Here is a 14,592-nt window from a genome sequence, read left to right as displayed (position 1 = left end):
AACGGACGGGTGCCCGGCCGCCGACCGTCGACCACCCGTCCGACCACCCGTCCGATCAGCCGTCCGGTCAGCCGCCCAGCCAGCCCGCCACGTCCAGCCGGAAGAAGCCGGCCGGGACCATGGTCCGCAGGTCCGCCTCCATGTCGCGCACCCGGGTCGCGCCGAGCTCGCCGACCCACTGCGCGCGCAGCCGCTCGAAGATCTCGGCCGAGCGGACCAGCACGTCCAGGCCGGACGGGGTGAGCCGGATCAGCTTGCGCCGGGCGTCCGCCGGGTCGTCCGCCCGCTCCACGTAGCCGAGCGCCTCCAGCCGGTCCACCGTCTTGCCGGCCGCCTGCTTGGAGACCCCGAGCCGCCGCCCGACCTCGCTCGCACTGGCCCCGGCCACGCCGACCGCCTGCAGCGCGAAGCCGTGCGCCGGCCGGACGTCCGGGTGGCCCTGGCGGGCCAGCTCGGCGTGCAACTGGTCGATCAGGGAACGGAATCCGGCGAAGAGCAGCAGTGGCAGCTCGAAGCCGCGCCCCTCGGCCGGGTCGCGGTGCTGCGCTGAAGTGACCATCGGACGCCCCTTGCCGGAGATAGACAACCTGGTTTACGGTTTAGACAACCGCGTTGACCATTCTACGGCGAGGAGCCCGCGCCATGCCCAGCACCGCGTTCATCGATCACACCCTCGACACCGCCCCCGCCGCCGCCCACAAGTCGATGGCGGCCGTCACCCGGCAGTTCGGCTACCTGCCGGCCGCCGTCGCCCGGCTCGCCGAGTCCCCCGAACTGCTCGACGGCTTTCTGCGGGCCTCCGCCGTCTTCGAGAGCGGCACGCTCGACCAGCTGGCCCGCGAGGTGGTGGTGCTGACCATCGCCACCCGCAACTCCTGCCACCTCTGCGTCGCGATGCACAGCGCCAAGCTCGGCAAGCTCGGCGCCGACCCCGAGGTCACCGCCGCGCTGCGCGCCGAGCGGCCGCTGCCGGATCCGCGCCTGGAGGCCGTCCGGCAGTTCACCCTGCGGGTGCTCGCCACCACCGGGGACGTCGGCGACCAGGCGCTCGCGGACTTCCTCGGGCACGGGTTCGACCGGCGCCAGGCGCTGGAGGTGGTGCTCGGCATCGGCACGTACACGATGTCCACGCTGGCCAACCGGCTGACCGGCGCGCCGGTCGAGGCGGCGCTCGCGCCGTACACCTGGGAGTCCTCCGCTGCCGAGCCCGCCGCTGCCGAGGCTGCCCCTGCGGAGCCTGCCGGGCACGCCCGCTGAGCCGGCGCGTGCCTCAGAGCCGGGCGGACCAGCGCACCCTGGTGCCGCGCCGGTCCGGTCCCGGCTCGTGCCAGGCGGCGCCGCCCAGGTTCTCGGCCCGCCGCCGCAGGTTCGCCAGCCCACTGCGGCGCCCGCCCTCCGGGATCCCGACGCCGTCGTCCGTGACGGTGAGCAGCACGCCCGGGCGGCCGGGCCGGTGCTCGGCCTGCGGATCACCGGAGACCGGGCGGCCCTGCTCGTCCAGGTGGACCGTCGCGTCCACCTCGACGCCGACCCGTGAGGCGCGCGCGTGGCGGGCCGTGTTGGAGAGCATCTCCCGCAGCGCCGCGAGCAGGTGGCGGGCCGTCGCGTCACCGACCAGGCTCTCCACCGGCCCGGCGAAGGTCACCGAGGGTTTGAAGCCGAGTGCCGCCGCCGCCTGGCTGCCCTCGCGCAGGACGCGCGTGCGCAGCGTGTCCGGCTCGTCCTCGTGGCCGTGCTGGAGGGCGTAGATGGTGGTGCGGACCTCCTGGATCGTGGCGTCCAGCTCGTCCACCGCCGTGCCGATCCGCTCGACCACGTCGGGGACGATCGCCCGGCGGGCCGCGCTCTCCAGCATCATGCCGGTCGCGAACAGCCGCTGGATCACCAGGTCGTGCAGGTCGCGGGCGATCCGGTCGCGGTCCTGGAAGACCGCCAGCCGCTGCTGGACCCGCTGCCCCTCGGCGAGCCGCAGCGCGAGCGCGGCCTGCGAGGCGAAGGTCTGCGCGAGCTCCTTCTCGGCATCGGTGAACGGGCGGGCGCCCCGCGGGCGCCAGACCACCAGGCCGCCGAGCGCCCGGCTGGCCGCGACCATCGGCAGCGCCATCGAGGGTCCGTAGTTGCGGGCCAGGCGCATCACCAGCTCCGGGTCGGCGGACATGTCGTCGATGAAGACGCTCTCACCCGCGCTCAGCCTGGCCGCGTAACCGGTGCCCGGCACCAGCTCGCCGATCACGTACTCGGCCTCCGCCCCGGAGGCGTGCGAGACCCGCAGGCCGCCGTCACCGGTCGGCAGCATGATCATCCCGAGCGCGGCATCGGCCAGCTCGCGGACCTGCTCGGCGGCCACCGCGAGCGCGGCGGACGCCTCGTCGGTGGAGAGCAGCGCGGTGGTGACCGCCGCCGCGCCGGCGATCCAGCGCTCCCGGCGACGGCCCTCCTCGTAGAGCCGCGAGTTCTCGATGGCCACCCCGGCGGCGGCCGCGAGTGCGTGCACCACCTGGGCGTCCTCGGGCGTGAATCCGCCGCCGCCGTGCTTCTCGGTGAGGTACAGGTTGCCGAAGACCTCGTCGCGGACCCGGATCACCTCGCCGAGGAAGGACTTCATCGGCGGGTGGTGCGGCGGGAACCCGGTGGACCGCGGGTCCTGCGCCAGGTCGTCCAGCAGCAGCGGCTCGGGGCGCTCGATCAGCGCGCCGAGGATGCCGCGCCCGGTCGGCAGGTCACCGATCCGGGCGGCCGTCTCGGCGTCGATGCCGACGTGGATGAAGTCGCTGAGCCCGTGCCCGTTCGGCGCGATCACGCCGAGCGCCGCGTACCGGGCGTCCACCAGCTCGGCCGCGCCGGCGGCGATCCGCTCCAGCGTCGCGTGCAGGTCCAGCCCCGCGCCGACCGAGACGACCGCCTCCAGCAGCCGCTGCATCCGGTCGGTCACCGCGGCCGCCGACTGCAAGCGCTCGGACACCTCGGTCACCAGCGTGTCCAGCCCGAGCGAGGAGATCTCGGGCACCCGGTGCGGAACGGGGGAGCCCTCGTCGGAGGCGGGTGTGGTGGCCATGCTTCGACACTAAGCGCTGGCCCGCCGCGATGCCCGCATGCCCTGGCCCCAGACGAGCAGGCCGGCGAGCGGCAGCGCCGTCCCGAGCGCGCAGGCACCGGTCCAGGCGTAGGCGCTGTGCAGCAGGCCGGTGACGGCCGAGGCGAGCGCGCCGCCGACGAAGACGGTGGTCATGTAGACGGTGTTGATCCGGGCCCGGGCATCGCCGCGCAGCGCGTAGATCTCGTGCTGGCTCATCACCTGGTGGCACTGCACGGCGAAGTCCAGCAGCACGGCGGCCACCGCGAGCAGCGCCACGCTGCGGTGCCCGAGCCCGGCCAGCACGAAGCTGAGCGAGGCCAGCAGCAAGGCCGCGCCGCTGGCGATCCGGCCGTGCCCGCGGTCGGCGAGCCGGCCGCCGACCGGTGCCGCGGCCGCGCCGCCCGCGCCGACGAGTGCGAAGAGCGCGATCTGCGCCTGACTGAAGCCGTGCTCGTCGACCAGCTCGTACGCGATGGCCGTCCAGAACACGGTGAACGCACCGAACATGGACGCCTGGCAGAGCGCCCGGCGGCGCAGCGCCGGCTCGTTGCGCACCAGCTCGCCCAGGCTCAGCAGCAGCGAGCCGTAGCCGGCGGTGTGGTCCGGCGCGCGCTTTGGCAGCATCCGGTGCAGCACGGCGCTGAGCACCACCATCAGCACGGCGGAGACGAAGTAGATCGCGCGCCAGCCGAACAGCTCGGCGACCAGGCTGGAGACGGTGCGAGCGAGCAGGATCCCGAGCAGCAGCCCGCTCATCACCCGCCCGACGAACGCGCCGCGCTCCTCGGGCGGCGCCAGGTGGGCCGCGAGCGGGACCAGCACCTGCGCGACCACCGAGGTGAGCCCGACCAGCACCGAGACGGCGAGGAACATGCCGAACGTCGGCGAGAGCGCGGCGAGCAGCAGCGCGAGCGCCGTCCCGACCAGCGTCCGGGTCGCCAGCGTGCGGTTCTCGACCAGGTCGCCGAGCGGCAGCACGAAGAGCAGGCCGAGCGCGTATCCCACCTGGGTCAGCGTCACGACGCCGGTGGCCGCGCCCTGGCTGACGCCGAAGGAGCGGGCGATCAGGTCGAGCAACGGCTGCGCGTAGTAGAGGTTCGCCACGGTCAGGCCGCAGGCCACGGCCAGCATCAGGGTCAGCGCGCGGGTCGGCCGGCCTGGGGCTGCAGTGGCGGGAGTGACGGGTGAGTCAGGTGCATTTGATGCTTCCACCAGCTGATCACACCACCTCGCCCTCTCGTCTCCCAGTGCCCAGCCAGGGTGCAGTACACCCAGGCTCGGTACACCCAGGCACGTCGCGCCCCGGCTGCGTCCTGCGGCACGGTGACTAGAGATCCCCCGGGTCGGTGTTCGCGCCGCAGAGCACGACGCAGACCCGCTCACCACGCGCCGGCTGATACCCGTGCTCCGGGTCCGGCGTGGTGAGGGCCGCCAGCGCGGTCGCGGCGCCGAGCTCGACCACCAGCCTGCGCCGGTCCCAGAGCGCCTGGCGGGCGCGGACGATCTCGGCGTCCTGGACCAGCACGGAGTGCACACCGTCCCGCTCGGCGGCGTCCAGCGCCATCCGCGAGGCGCGGCGGGCGCCGAGCGAATCCGCCGCGACCGAGTCCACCGTGACGTCCACCGGCCGGCCCGCCGCGATCGCCGCGTTGAGCGCGCGGCAGTCCTCGGGCTCGACGGCGATGGTCCGCAGGCCGTACTGCTCCGCTGCCGTCGCCACCCCCGCGAACAGCCCGCCGCCGCCGACCGCGACCACCAGCGTGTCCAGGCCGGGCAGCTGGCCGAGGATCTCCGCCACCAGCGTGCCGGCCCCCGCCGCGATCAGCGGATGGTCGTACGCATGACTCGCCAGCGCACCGGTCGCGTTGGCGAACTCCTCGCAGGCGGCCAGCGCTTCGGCGTACTCCGCGCCGACGAGCCGCACATCCGCGCCGTACCCGCGCAGCTTCGCCACCTTGACCGCCGGAGCGGTGGTGGGCAGGAAGACCGTCGCGGCGACGCCCTGCTGCTGGGCCGCCCACGCACAGGCCAGCCCCGCGTTGCCACCGGAGGCGATCGTCACGCCGGCCTCGGGGAGGGTGCCGGCCTCCCGCTGGGCCTGGATGAAGTTCTGCGCACCACGGGCCTTGAACGACCCGGTGTGCTGCATGAACTCCAGCGCCAGCCAGACCTCCCCGCCATCCGGTACGACGCCGTCCGGTACGACGGTGACCGGGCGAACGCGTCCGGCGATCCGGTCGGTGGCGGCCTTGATGTCGCCGTGAGTGAGCTGGTGCACGTCGTCGCTCCCGCGCTGAGAGGGCATCGGCCTCGCCGCGTCCACTCCCCGCACGACCCGCACTACCCGACCGTGCTCCGAGGGATCGCCGCGAGGACCTGGGACAGCCAGACCAGATGATGGCCGATCGCCCGGTCCGGGCCGGCGAGCAGATCCTCGATGTGCTGCCACGCCTCGGACAGCTGCCCGATGGTGAGACCCTCGGGTTCCTTGTACACGTCGAAGAGTTGATCGCCCGGAACGGACCAGAAGTAGTCCGCATCCACGCTCACGGTAGCGCCGTTGAGCTCTTCGATGTGGTCGAGCACCAGCTCACAGGCGTGTCGCAGGTCGTCGATCCTGAGCTGGAGGGGCTGCTGGTCACTCATGAGCGTCATTCTGGCGGACGTGCTGACGCACGGACGTGCCCGTTGCCCGGCTCCGGCACAGTTCGATCAACCGCTCCCAGGCGGGCACCGGCTTTCCGGTCTGCGCCGCCATCAGCGTGACGGCGACCAGGGCGTCGAGAGCCAGGATCGGCTCGGCGCCGTCCGGGCTGCCTGGTGCCTGGAGTCCGCCGAAACCGTTCACCTCGTCCGCGAGCGCCTCCAGGCGCGGGTCGTCCCGGTCCCAGCCGGCGGCCTGGTCGGCGGTCAGGTACAGCCGCTGGAAGGCCGGGTCCTCGAACAGCGCCTGCTTCTGCAGCGCCCACCCCGGCACCTGGTCGGGGTACTGCGCCACCAGCAGGATCCACGAGTCGCGCTCGGTCCGCACCGCCTCCGGGCTGAGCCCGATCCCCTCGACGCGCTCCAGCAGGACCACGACCTCCTCCGGCAGGAACATCCGGTCACCGGCGGCCAGTTCGGCGATCCGGCTGCGGCGCCGCTTCAAGTCCCTGATCTGGTCCTTCAGATCGTCGTCGATCGCCGCGACCGAGGAGGCGAACTGTGCGGGCGAGGCTCCCATCAGCTCCTCGATCCGCGCCAGCGGGACGCCTGCGTCCGACAGGGTCCTGATCCGCACCAGCGTGACGATCGCGTCGGCCCCGTAACGCCGGTACCCCGAGACATCGCGCGCCGGCTCGGGCAGCAGACCCCGCTGGTGGTAGTGGCGGATCGCCCGCACCGTCACGCCCAGATAGGCCGCGACCTGGCCGATCGTCAACACCGATGACCCCCCGAAAACCTGCCCGGACAGACCGCTTGACCTTGACCCTGCGTCAGGGTCGGACGCTCTACCCGTGAACACGACGACAACGACGACAACGTATCGGCAGGCTACCCAAGCCGCCTTCGCCCGGCCCGCCGCGATCACCGCGACCGGCCTGCGCAAGTCCTACGGCGACCAGCTCGTCCTGGACGGTCTCGATCTGACCGTCACCGCGGGCACGGTCTTCGCCCTGCTCGGCCCGAACGGCGCCGGCAAGACCACCACGGTGCAGATCCTCTCGACGCTGATCGAGGCCGACGGCGGCCAGGCGCAGGTGCTCGGCCACGACCTGGCCCGGGATCCCGGCGGTGTGCGGGCCTCGATCGGGGTCACCGGGCAGTTCTCGGCCGTCGACGGCCTGCTGACCGGCCGGGAGAACCTGATCCTGATGGCGGACCTGCACCACCTGGGCCGCCGCGAGGGCCGGCGCCGCGCCGACGCCCTGCTGGAGCGGTTCGACCTGGTCGAGGCGGCGAAGAAGCCCATCTCGACCTACTCCGGCGGCATGCGGCGCCGGCTCGACCTGGCGATGACCCTGATCGCCGACCCGCGCCTGATCTTCCTCGACGAGCCGACCACCGGCCTGGATCCGCGCAGCCGCCGCGACCTGTGGGAGATCATCCGCGGCCTGGTCGCCGACGGGGTCACGATCTTCCTGACCACCCAGTACCTGGAGGAGGCCGACCAGCTCGCGGACCGGATCGCCGTGCTGGACCAGGGCAAGCTGGTGGCCGAAGGCACCGCGGCCGAGCTCAAGCGCCTGGTCCCCGGCGGCCACATCCGGCTGCGGTTCGCGGACGCCCCGCACCTGGCGGCGGCCGCCCGACTCCTCGACGTGACCTCACGCGACGACGACGCGCTGACCCTGCAGATCCCGAGCGACGGCGGCGTCGCGTCCCTGCAGTCCCTGCTCGACCGCCTCAAGGCCGCAGCCATCGCCGTCGCGGAGCTCTCCGTGCACACCCCGGACCTCGACGACGTCTTCCTCGCCCTGACCGGCAACCGCAGCACCCCCGCCACCCACGAGGAGATCTCCGCATGAGCACCAACACCAGCGCCAGCACCAGCACCTACGCCCTGACCGACACGGCCACGATGCTGCGGCGCAACCTGCGCCACACGCTGCGCTATCCGGCGATGACGGTCGGGTCCGTCTTCGGCCCGGTGGTGATGCTCCTGCTGTTCGTCGGAGTCCTCGGCAAGACGCTGGGCGCCGGGATCGCCGCAGCGGGCGGGCACCACGGGGGCGGTGGCGGGTACATCGACTACATCGCGCCCGGCATCATCATCACGGCGGTGGCCTCGGGCAGCATGGCCACGGCGGTGGCGGTCTGTACGGACATGACCGAGGGCATCGTCGACCGGTTCCGCACGATGCCGATCGCCCGGGGATCCATCCTGACCGCACACGTGATCAACAGCATGATCACGACCGTGGTGAGCACGGCGTCGGTGATCGCCGCCGCGCTGGCCCTGGGCTTCCGGCCCACCGCCCACACCGCCGCCTGGGCCGCCGCGGCCGGACTGCTCCTCTTGCTGACCTTCGCCCTGACCTGGCTCGCGGTGGCGATCGGGCTCGTCTCGGGAACGACCGAGGCGGCCAGCAACAGCCCGCTGCCGATCATCTTCCTCCCGTTCGTCGGCAGCGCCTTCGCCCCCGCCGGCTCGATGCCGCCCGGCGTCCGCCAGTTCGCCGAGTACCAGCCCTTCACCCCCGTCATCGAAACGCTCCGGGGCCTGCTGACCGGCGCCCCGATCGGCCACAACGGCATCCTCGCCATCGCCTGGTGCCTCGCCATCGCCCTCGGCGGCTACCTCTGGGCCCGCACCGGCTTCACCCGGAACCGCGCCCGCTAGCAGCAACGTGCTGTGGTGCGGGCTGTCCTAAAAGACACCCTTGTTGCGTGCCCTGCATCCCGTGATCATTGAGGTGCACCTGCCACTAATGAAGGAGCTCCTGATGACCGACCAGCCGCTCGACGCTCCGCAGCAGCCAGTTCCCGTCACCAACGAGGACGGCGGCTACCGGACGTTCGCGATCGTGGGACGGAATCCATTCGGTGGCCAGACCATCGACTCCTCCTGGGAGCTTCCGGTAGGCCCGGTGGTTCTGAAGGGGGAGAACTCGATAGACCCCGAGACGCTGGATGCCGACTACACCTTGTCCGTGAAGGTTCCCATCATCGGCACCTTCAAGGTCGCATCAGGCAAGGGGAACCTCAAGGACGGGATCACCAACACGATCGGCGTGTCCGGCATCATCCAAGGAACGGCCACCGAGTACAGCAAGAACAACAACGAGATCTGGCTCAAGTTCCAGATCACCGTCTTCGGCCAGGCATACACGGGCGATACCCGCCTGTTCAACCTTCCTTCGTAGCACCCGCGCTGGACACGGATGCCCTGCACTGCGAAATCACGCGGCGCAGGGCATCAACACGCCCAGCGGAAGTCGAGATCGCCGACTTCTCGGCACCATCATCCGAGGTAGGGGTAGCTCCCCGCGAGGTAGTCGCCGATCTGCTGGCGCATGCTGGGGTGGATGTCGTACCGGTCGAGGTCGGCGGGCTGGATCCAACGGACGCCATCGGCCTCGTCGTTGATCGTGGGCTCGCCGCCGGTGGGGCGGCCGATGTAGGTGTTCTCGTACTGCTGGCGGATCTCCCCGTCGGTGTACGCGACGATGTGCTTCGGGTTGGTGTAGACCCCGAGAAAGCCGGTGATCTCGGCGACGATGCCGGTCTCCTCCAAGCACTCACGCACCGCGCACTGGGCGGCGGTCTCGCCGATGTCCTGAGCACCGCCGGGCAACGCCCACTGACCGGTGTCCCGACGCCGCTGGAGCAGGAGCGCGCCGTCGGAGTCGACGACGAGCAGGTTGCTGGCCGGGATGAGGGTGTTGGCTTTGGGGGCCTCAGGGTCATTGTAGTACTCGGTCCTACCCATGAGCGGTGGTCCTCTCCGGTCGAGCCGCTGGGGCTGTCACAACTACATCGCGCCCGCGGACCGCAAGTTACCCTGCCGTCATGGTGATCAAGGCTGTCGTGTTCGATGTCGGCGAGTGCCTGGTGGACGAGACCCGGGAGTACGGCACCTGGGCTGACTGGCTCGGTATCCCCCGGCACACCTTCGTCGCGCAGTTCGGTGCCACCATCGCGCGGGGGCTCGACTACCGCGAGACGTTCCAGGTCTTCCGCCCTGGCTTCGACCTCCATGAGGAACGCGAGAAGCGTGTCGCCGCAGGCAAGCCGGAGACATTCAGTGAGAGTGACCTCTACACCGACGTGCGACCTGCCCTCACCCGACTCCGCGCCGACGGCCTCTGGCTGGCGATCGCCGGCAACCAGACCGTCCGCGCCGGAGGGATCCTCCGCGAGTTGTTCACCGGTCACGTCGATCTCATCGGCACCTCCGACGACTGGGGCGCCAGTAAGCCCGACCCACAGTTCTTCCAGTGCCTCACGGAGGTCACCCCGGCGGAGGCCGGCGAGATCCTCTACGTCGGCGACCGCCTCGACAACGACATCCGACCGGCGGTCGCGGCCGGAATGCGCACGGCGCTGATCCGGCGTGGCCCATGGGGGTGGATCCAGCAGCACGATCCGGCGGCTGCCGAGCTGGCGACGTTCCGCATCGACTCCCTTCTCGAACTTGCCGATCTGATCGCGAAGTTCAACGCTGAAGCGAGTTGAGCGTAGCCGCCCAGCTGTACAGCCGGTCATCGAGCTGTCGGAGCTGCGGAAGCTCCGGCCAACGGCTGAGCACCCGACGGACCTCACGCACTCGTTCCATGCCCGTCGCGTACCAGGTGACCGCGAGCTGATCGAGGGCCCTCTCTACCAGCTCGCACGCTTCGGCCGGCCGAGACGCGGCGGCTTCGACAGCGGCTAGGTCCGCGAGGACGACAACCCGCTGCTTCCCATCCGACTCACCGAGCTCTTCGAGCGCACGTTGCAGAGTCGCACGCGCCTGCGGCAGGTGCCCGGCCGCCAGCTCCGTGCTGCCTCGGAATGAGGCAAGACGCACGGGGCTGAACCAGGTGAACCAGTCCGGAGCAAGGTGCTCGGAGCCGGCCGTGAGGACGTCCTCGGCACGTTGCAGCAGGCCCAACGCGCTTCGGTGGTCGCCACAGCGAGTCAGGCACTCTGCTTCGACGGCATCCAGCCACGCCAGGAACTCGGCACTCGCGGGAGCTCGACGGGCGTAGGCACGGGCTGCGGTCATCCGCTCGACCGCATCCTCTCGTCGTCCGGCCCAGCCAGGGATGAACGCGGTGTGGGCGAGCACGGCCGCGCCGAGCAGGGAGTCATCGGCATCCCCGGCTGCTTGGAGGGCACGCAGATAGGTGGAACCAGCCTGGTCGGGCTGACGGAGGTCGAAGAACTGGATGCGACCCGCCAGCAGGAGCGACTCCGCGAGCGCGGCTGCGAGGATGCGGCGGGCAACGCCCGAGGTCTCACCCAAGAGAACGGTGCCGAGGTTCGCATGCTCGGCAACGGCTTGATGGAGGCTGGCTGGCGCCACACTCCAATAAAGGCGCCGGTGTGCCTGGGTGACTATGGCGAAGTCGGCGCCGATGGTGGGCGGCTGAGCCCCGGAAGCCGTGCTGGGCCGAGGAAGCGCTGCGCGGAGAGTGGGAGTTTGGTACGCCGACTGTGGGGCCACAGTCGGCATCGTGGGGAGCGACTCGGTACGCGACCAGGGCGGAGTGAATCCGAGCTGCTCAACCGGCACATGCAGAACGCTGGTGAGGAGGCGCTGGTAATCATCCTGCGGCCACGGCGGGTTGGCGGACTCCCAGCGGCGAATCTGACGCAGACTGACAACGACCTCTCCCATGCCCAGCTGGCGGGCAGCGGCCGTGAGCGCCGCTGCGAAGGCCGGTTGAGAGGAGAGGCCCGCAGCTTGCCGAGCGGCCTTGAGGGCGGTGTTGCCAGGGGGACGGGCCATGAGGGTTCTCCGAACTGGCTGGGCTACAGCTCGTACTCTACGACCGAGATGACTTCCCCAGGACTCCTATGAGGAAACCAGGGCATGAAGGCATTATTCCGGTATGAACAAGTCCTCTTGACGGCCTTTCAGCTGTCATGCGCTGGGTCGATGCTGTAGTCATCGTCGCCGATCTACCTCGGCGAACGGCCCTACACCCCAGGGACCCTCATGCCTTCTCCCCTCTCCCGCCAGATCTCCGATGCCCGCGAGGACGCCGCCAGCGTCTACGACGACCTGACCGCCGTACTCCACCTCTCCCGGATCAACCTGCCTAGTACCGGAGTCGATTGGGCCTCCGGGCAGCGCACCGGGGTCTTCCTGATCGACCTCGGCGCGGCCCGGCCCGACGTGATCGGCAAGCTCGTCGATGTGCTCCGTGCCGGGGTGAAGTTCCGTGACCAGCAGCCCAATTGATCCCCCTGACGAGCGCGCGCTGCGCGCCGAGGCTCAAGAAGCCGTCGAGGAGTTGGCCGCTGCGCTGGCGCTTGGTGGGATTCCTCCGTTTCCGGCGCTCACGGCGGGCCGGATCACTCTCACTCCCTACGGAGTTCACATCGAGCTCGGTGGCTGCGACATCCGTACCGTCCGCGCGCTCACCGCGTGTCTCAATGCCCATGCCCGCTGTGCCGGGTGGATCATCCCCGGCGAGCTCGTGCCCACTGGACTGGCCGAGCTGCCCCCTGTGCGCAAGGAACTGAACCATGAGCAACGAAGCCAGCAGGATGACCCTGCGGACGTACCGGATCACCGAGACCGGCAAGCGGATCCCGCTGACCCGCAAGCGGACGGTCCACGGTGAGCCCGGCTTCTTTGCGAGCCGGCTGATCGACCGCTGGCCGGACTGCTGGTGCCCCCGGCATCGCGGGGGCACCAGCAGTCGGTCAACTAGCCCTGTTTCGGGCCAGAGTTGATCGCCTTGGTCACCCGCACCGGCTTCACCCGGAACCGCGCCCGTTGAGGCCCCGCCCTCCAATGCCCGAAATCCGCTTGCCCCTGGTCTCCGCGCGCATCGAAGATCGGCGCATGAACCACGTGATTCGAGCCGTGACTGTCGAGGACTGGCAGCAGGTCAAGGAACTGCGCCTGGACGCGCTGCGGGATCCGGCGGCGGGAGTCGCCTTCCTGGACACGTACGAGAAGGCCGCCGCCAGGCCCGACGAGTTCTGGCAGGATCGCGCGGCCGGCTCCCGCGGCGAGATGGTCAGCCGGCAGTTCGTCGCCGAGCGGCCGGATGGCGGCTGGGACGGCTCGGTGACGGTGTTGATCGAGCGGGCCGGCCGCGAGGACCTCTTCGGCAAGCCGATCGACGTCGACCAGGCGCACCTGGTCGGTGTGTTCGTCCGCCCGGAGCAGCGCGGCACCGGCCTGGCCCGCGCCCTGTTCGACGCGGCGACCGCCTTCGCGCACGAGCTCGACGAGCCCAAGGTCTCCCGCATCCGCCTCTTCGTGCACCAGGACAACGAGCGGGCCGAGGCCTTCTACCGGAAGATCGGCTTCACCCGCAGCGGCCACTTCGTCCCGGTCCCGGGCGACGAGTCGTCCGTCGAGCACGAACTCGTCCTCGGCTAGTGCGGTGAACCCGGGTACTTCGAGAACCGAGGCCGGCGAGGCCGGATTGTCCGCCCTGATCAGTGGGTTAGAGGCGACTTTGCGCGAGCTTCACACGTAATGGTGAACGCCGGAGCAATCTCGCGCGGCAACGTCCTCGGCACGTGCGACAGTTCGCTTGCTACGTCACGTAGCCCAAGCGAATTCGAACAGAGTTGACCCCGGCGGTGCTACCAACACCCCGGGGTCTGGCCTAGGAGCAGCGTTCTCCCATGCACGTCCAGCGTAGCGCCCATGTGCGCTCTTTTACGGTGCTTCCCAACTACCTCCTCCAGGACCGTCGCCTGAGCTTCACCGCGCGCGGCCTGTTGGGCGATCTGCTCTCCCGCACGGACGGCCGGCGCGAGGACGGCCGGCACATGGCCGACACCAGTCCGCAGGGGCGCACGGCGGTCGCCCGGGCGCTCAAGGAACTGACGGCCGCCGGGTACTACCGGGTCGTGAAGCGGCGGCTGCCCGACGGGACGATCCGCAGTGAGGCGTACGTCTTCGACACGCCGCAGCTGCCCGGGGCGGCACCGACTGCCGCCTTTTCGGGAGCCGGTGAGCCAGAAGCCGATCGGCCTGACGCCCTGGTAGTAAAGGAACGGGAACAAGAACCCACCCTCCCTCCCGGCGAGCCGGCGAAGCGGAGCGGACAGCGCGAGCGGCCGGAGCCGAGCGAGCAGCTGCGGGCGGCGGCGCTGACGCTGTTCCGGGCCGTCCGGCCCGACCCGCGCCTGCGACTGGGCGAGCACGAAGCACTCGCGCTCGCGCCGCTGGTCAGCCAGTGGCTGGAACGCGGCTGCAGTCCGAGCGAGCTGGCCCAGGCGCTGCTGTCCGGCCTGCCCTCGACCGTGCACTCCCCGGTCGGCATGCTGCGCAGCCGCCTGAAGCGCAAGATGCCGCCGGTCAGGACCGACACGGCACCGCCGCCGCCCCCCGCCGAGTGCGCCAAGTGCCATGACCCGGTGCCGCAGCCAGGCATCTGCCGCTCCTGCGCGGGCCTCGGCTCGCGAACGCGCGCGGTCCCCGTGGGCAGCGGCGCTGCGGTGACGGCGGTGGGCGTGGCCAGAGCCCGTGCGGCCATGCAGGGTGGCGCGGCCCTGCGAGGCGGCGCGGAGGCAACGCAATGCGCCCGGTGATTTTCTTGAGCCTGATTTGAGGTTCGCCCGTGACCGGGGTCTCCAGTTCCGGCGTCGGCGGCATCAGGTAGATTTCACAGGACGCTGCGGAAGGCTTGGGAAATCACCGCAGCAAAGGAATCTCCTCGCCTCCCCCGCCGATCGGCGGGGGTGCAGGGGGGTCTTCTGTGGGGAGTTCCCGATTGCCTTGCCGTCGTACTGTCCAAGAGATTCGGCAAACCGCCTCGGCGCACCGACACCGCCGCTGCCACGCTCCGCATGACCCGGAGCTCGGCGGGCCCATCGTGCCCGACGGACCGTCAGCATGCGGAACGCGCCCGGCCGTG

The 14,592-nt window shown here is 70.8% G+C and carries 17 protein-coding genes; 9 read left to right on the top strand and 8 right to left on the bottom strand.

Going from position 1 to position 14,592, the window contains the following annotated elements; genetic code table 11:
- Window positions 1–67: 67 nt before the first annotated feature.
- Entirely contained in the window at window positions 68–559 is a 492-nt protein-coding gene (locus AC060L_RS03885) for a MarR family winged helix-turn-helix transcriptional regulator (RefSeq protein WP_483796971.1), read from the bottom strand.
- Window positions 560–642: 83 nt separating this feature from the next.
- Here AC060L_RS03885 and AC060L_RS03880 point away from each other — a divergent pair, with 83 nt between their 5' ends.
- Window positions 643–1,257 (top strand): carboxymuconolactone decarboxylase family protein, encoded by a 615-nt coding sequence (locus tag AC060L_RS03880; RefSeq protein WP_483796970.1) that lies wholly within the window; start codon window positions 643–645, stop codon window positions 1,255–1,257.
- 13 nt (window positions 1,258–1,270) lie between these two features.
- On the opposite strand, the gene AC060L_RS03875 is transcribed toward AC060L_RS03880, so the two are convergent.
- From AC060L_RS03875 to AC060L_RS03855, 5 genes are all read right to left on the bottom strand, one after another.
- Window positions 1,271–3,055, bottom strand: coding sequence for a sensor histidine kinase (locus AC060L_RS03875; protein WP_483796969.1), 1,785 nt, complete (start codon window positions 3,053–3,055; stop codon window positions 1,271–1,273).
- Between the two features lie 9 nt (window positions 3,056–3,064).
- On the bottom strand, window positions 3,065–4,207 hold the full coding sequence (locus AC060L_RS03870; RefSeq protein ID WP_483796968.1) for an MFS transporter: 1,143 nt from the start codon (window positions 4,205–4,207) through the stop codon (window positions 3,065–3,067).
- Between the two features lie 196 nt (window positions 4,208–4,403).
- A complete protein-coding gene (locus AC060L_RS03865) occupies window positions 4,404–5,381 on the bottom strand; it encodes a threonine/serine dehydratase (RefSeq protein WP_483796967.1) in 978 nt (325 codons plus the stop codon).
- Between the two features lie 35 nt (window positions 5,382–5,416).
- Window positions 5,417–5,722, bottom strand: coding sequence for a hypothetical protein (locus AC060L_RS03860; RefSeq protein WP_483796966.1), 306 nt, complete (start codon window positions 5,720–5,722; stop codon window positions 5,417–5,419).
- Window positions 5,715–6,500 carry a MerR family transcriptional regulator gene (locus AC060L_RS03855; RefSeq protein ID WP_483796965.1) on the bottom strand — a complete coding sequence of 262 codons (786 nt, stop codon included), beginning with the start codon at window positions 6,498–6,500 and terminating at the stop codon, window positions 5,715–5,717. The genes AC060L_RS03860 and AC060L_RS03855 overlap by 8 nt, the downstream gene beginning before the upstream one ends.
- A gap of 142 nt (window positions 6,501–6,642) precedes the next feature.
- Here AC060L_RS03855 and AC060L_RS03850 point away from each other — a divergent pair, with 142 nt between their 5' ends.
- From AC060L_RS03850 to AC060L_RS03840, 3 genes are all read left to right on the top strand, one after another.
- Window positions 6,643–7,584, top strand: a complete 942-nt coding sequence (locus tag AC060L_RS03850; RefSeq protein WP_483797061.1) for an ATP-binding cassette domain-containing protein — start codon at window positions 6,643–6,645, stop codon at window positions 7,582–7,584.
- A complete protein-coding gene (locus tag AC060L_RS03845) occupies window positions 7,581–8,399 on the top strand; it encodes an ABC transporter permease (RefSeq protein ID WP_483796963.1) in 819 nt (272 codons plus the stop codon). Before AC060L_RS03850 ends, AC060L_RS03845 begins: the two co-directional genes overlap by 4 nt.
- Window positions 8,400–8,502: 103 nt before the next feature.
- The gene (locus AC060L_RS03840) at window positions 8,503–8,922 is read left to right on the top strand and encodes a hypothetical protein (protein ID WP_483796962.1); all 420 of its coding nucleotides are present in this window, start codon (window positions 8,503–8,505) and stop codon (window positions 8,920–8,922) included.
- Window positions 8,923–9,020: 98 nt separating this feature from the next.
- Here AC060L_RS03840 and AC060L_RS03835 read toward each other — a convergent pair whose 3' ends face one another.
- Window positions 9,021–9,488 (bottom strand): NUDIX hydrolase, encoded by a 468-nt coding sequence (locus AC060L_RS03835; RefSeq protein WP_483796961.1) that lies wholly within the window; start codon window positions 9,486–9,488, stop codon window positions 9,021–9,023.
- 80 nt (window positions 9,489–9,568) lie between these two features.
- Here AC060L_RS03835 and AC060L_RS03830 point away from each other — a divergent pair, with 80 nt between their 5' ends.
- Entirely contained in the window at window positions 9,569–10,234 is a 666-nt protein-coding gene (locus tag AC060L_RS03830; RefSeq protein WP_483796960.1) for an HAD family hydrolase, read from the top strand.
- Here the strand turns inward: AC060L_RS03830 and AC060L_RS03825 are convergent.
- Window positions 10,215–11,492, bottom strand: a complete 1,278-nt coding sequence (locus AC060L_RS03825; protein ID WP_483796959.1) for an NsdA family TPR-like regulatory protein — start codon at window positions 11,490–11,492, stop codon at window positions 10,215–10,217. The two genes, AC060L_RS03830 and AC060L_RS03825, sit on opposite strands and share 20 nt — an antisense overlap.
- Before the next feature lie 210 nt (window positions 11,493–11,702).
- Here AC060L_RS03825 and AC060L_RS03820 point away from each other — a divergent pair, with 210 nt between their 5' ends.
- The 4 genes from AC060L_RS03820 (at window position 11,703) to AC060L_RS03805 (ending at window position 14,266) form a co-directional block, all read left to right on the top strand.
- Window positions 11,703–11,948, top strand: a complete 246-nt coding sequence (locus AC060L_RS03820; RefSeq protein WP_483796958.1) for a hypothetical protein — start codon at window positions 11,703–11,705, stop codon at window positions 11,946–11,948.
- On the top strand, window positions 11,929–12,333 hold the full coding sequence (locus tag AC060L_RS03815) for a hypothetical protein (protein ID WP_483796957.1): 405 nt from the start codon (window positions 11,929–11,931) through the stop codon (window positions 12,331–12,333). The genes AC060L_RS03820 and AC060L_RS03815 overlap by 20 nt, the downstream gene beginning before the upstream one ends.
- 224 nt (window positions 12,334–12,557) lie before the next feature.
- Window positions 12,558–13,103: an N-acetyltransferase family protein gene (locus AC060L_RS03810; protein WP_483796956.1), complete on the top strand. Its 546-nt coding sequence runs from the start codon at window positions 12,558–12,560 to the stop codon at window positions 13,101–13,103.
- 251 nt (window positions 13,104–13,354) lie between these two features.
- Window positions 13,355–14,266, top strand: coding sequence for a hypothetical protein (locus AC060L_RS03805; RefSeq protein WP_483796955.1), 912 nt, complete (start codon window positions 13,355–13,357; stop codon window positions 14,264–14,266).
- The last annotated feature ends 326 nt before the right edge of the window (window positions 14,267–14,592 follow it).

This window comes from Kitasatospora sp. NEAU-69, from assembly GCF_057158765.1.
This window is presented reverse-complemented; position numbering and strand designations above follow the sequence as displayed.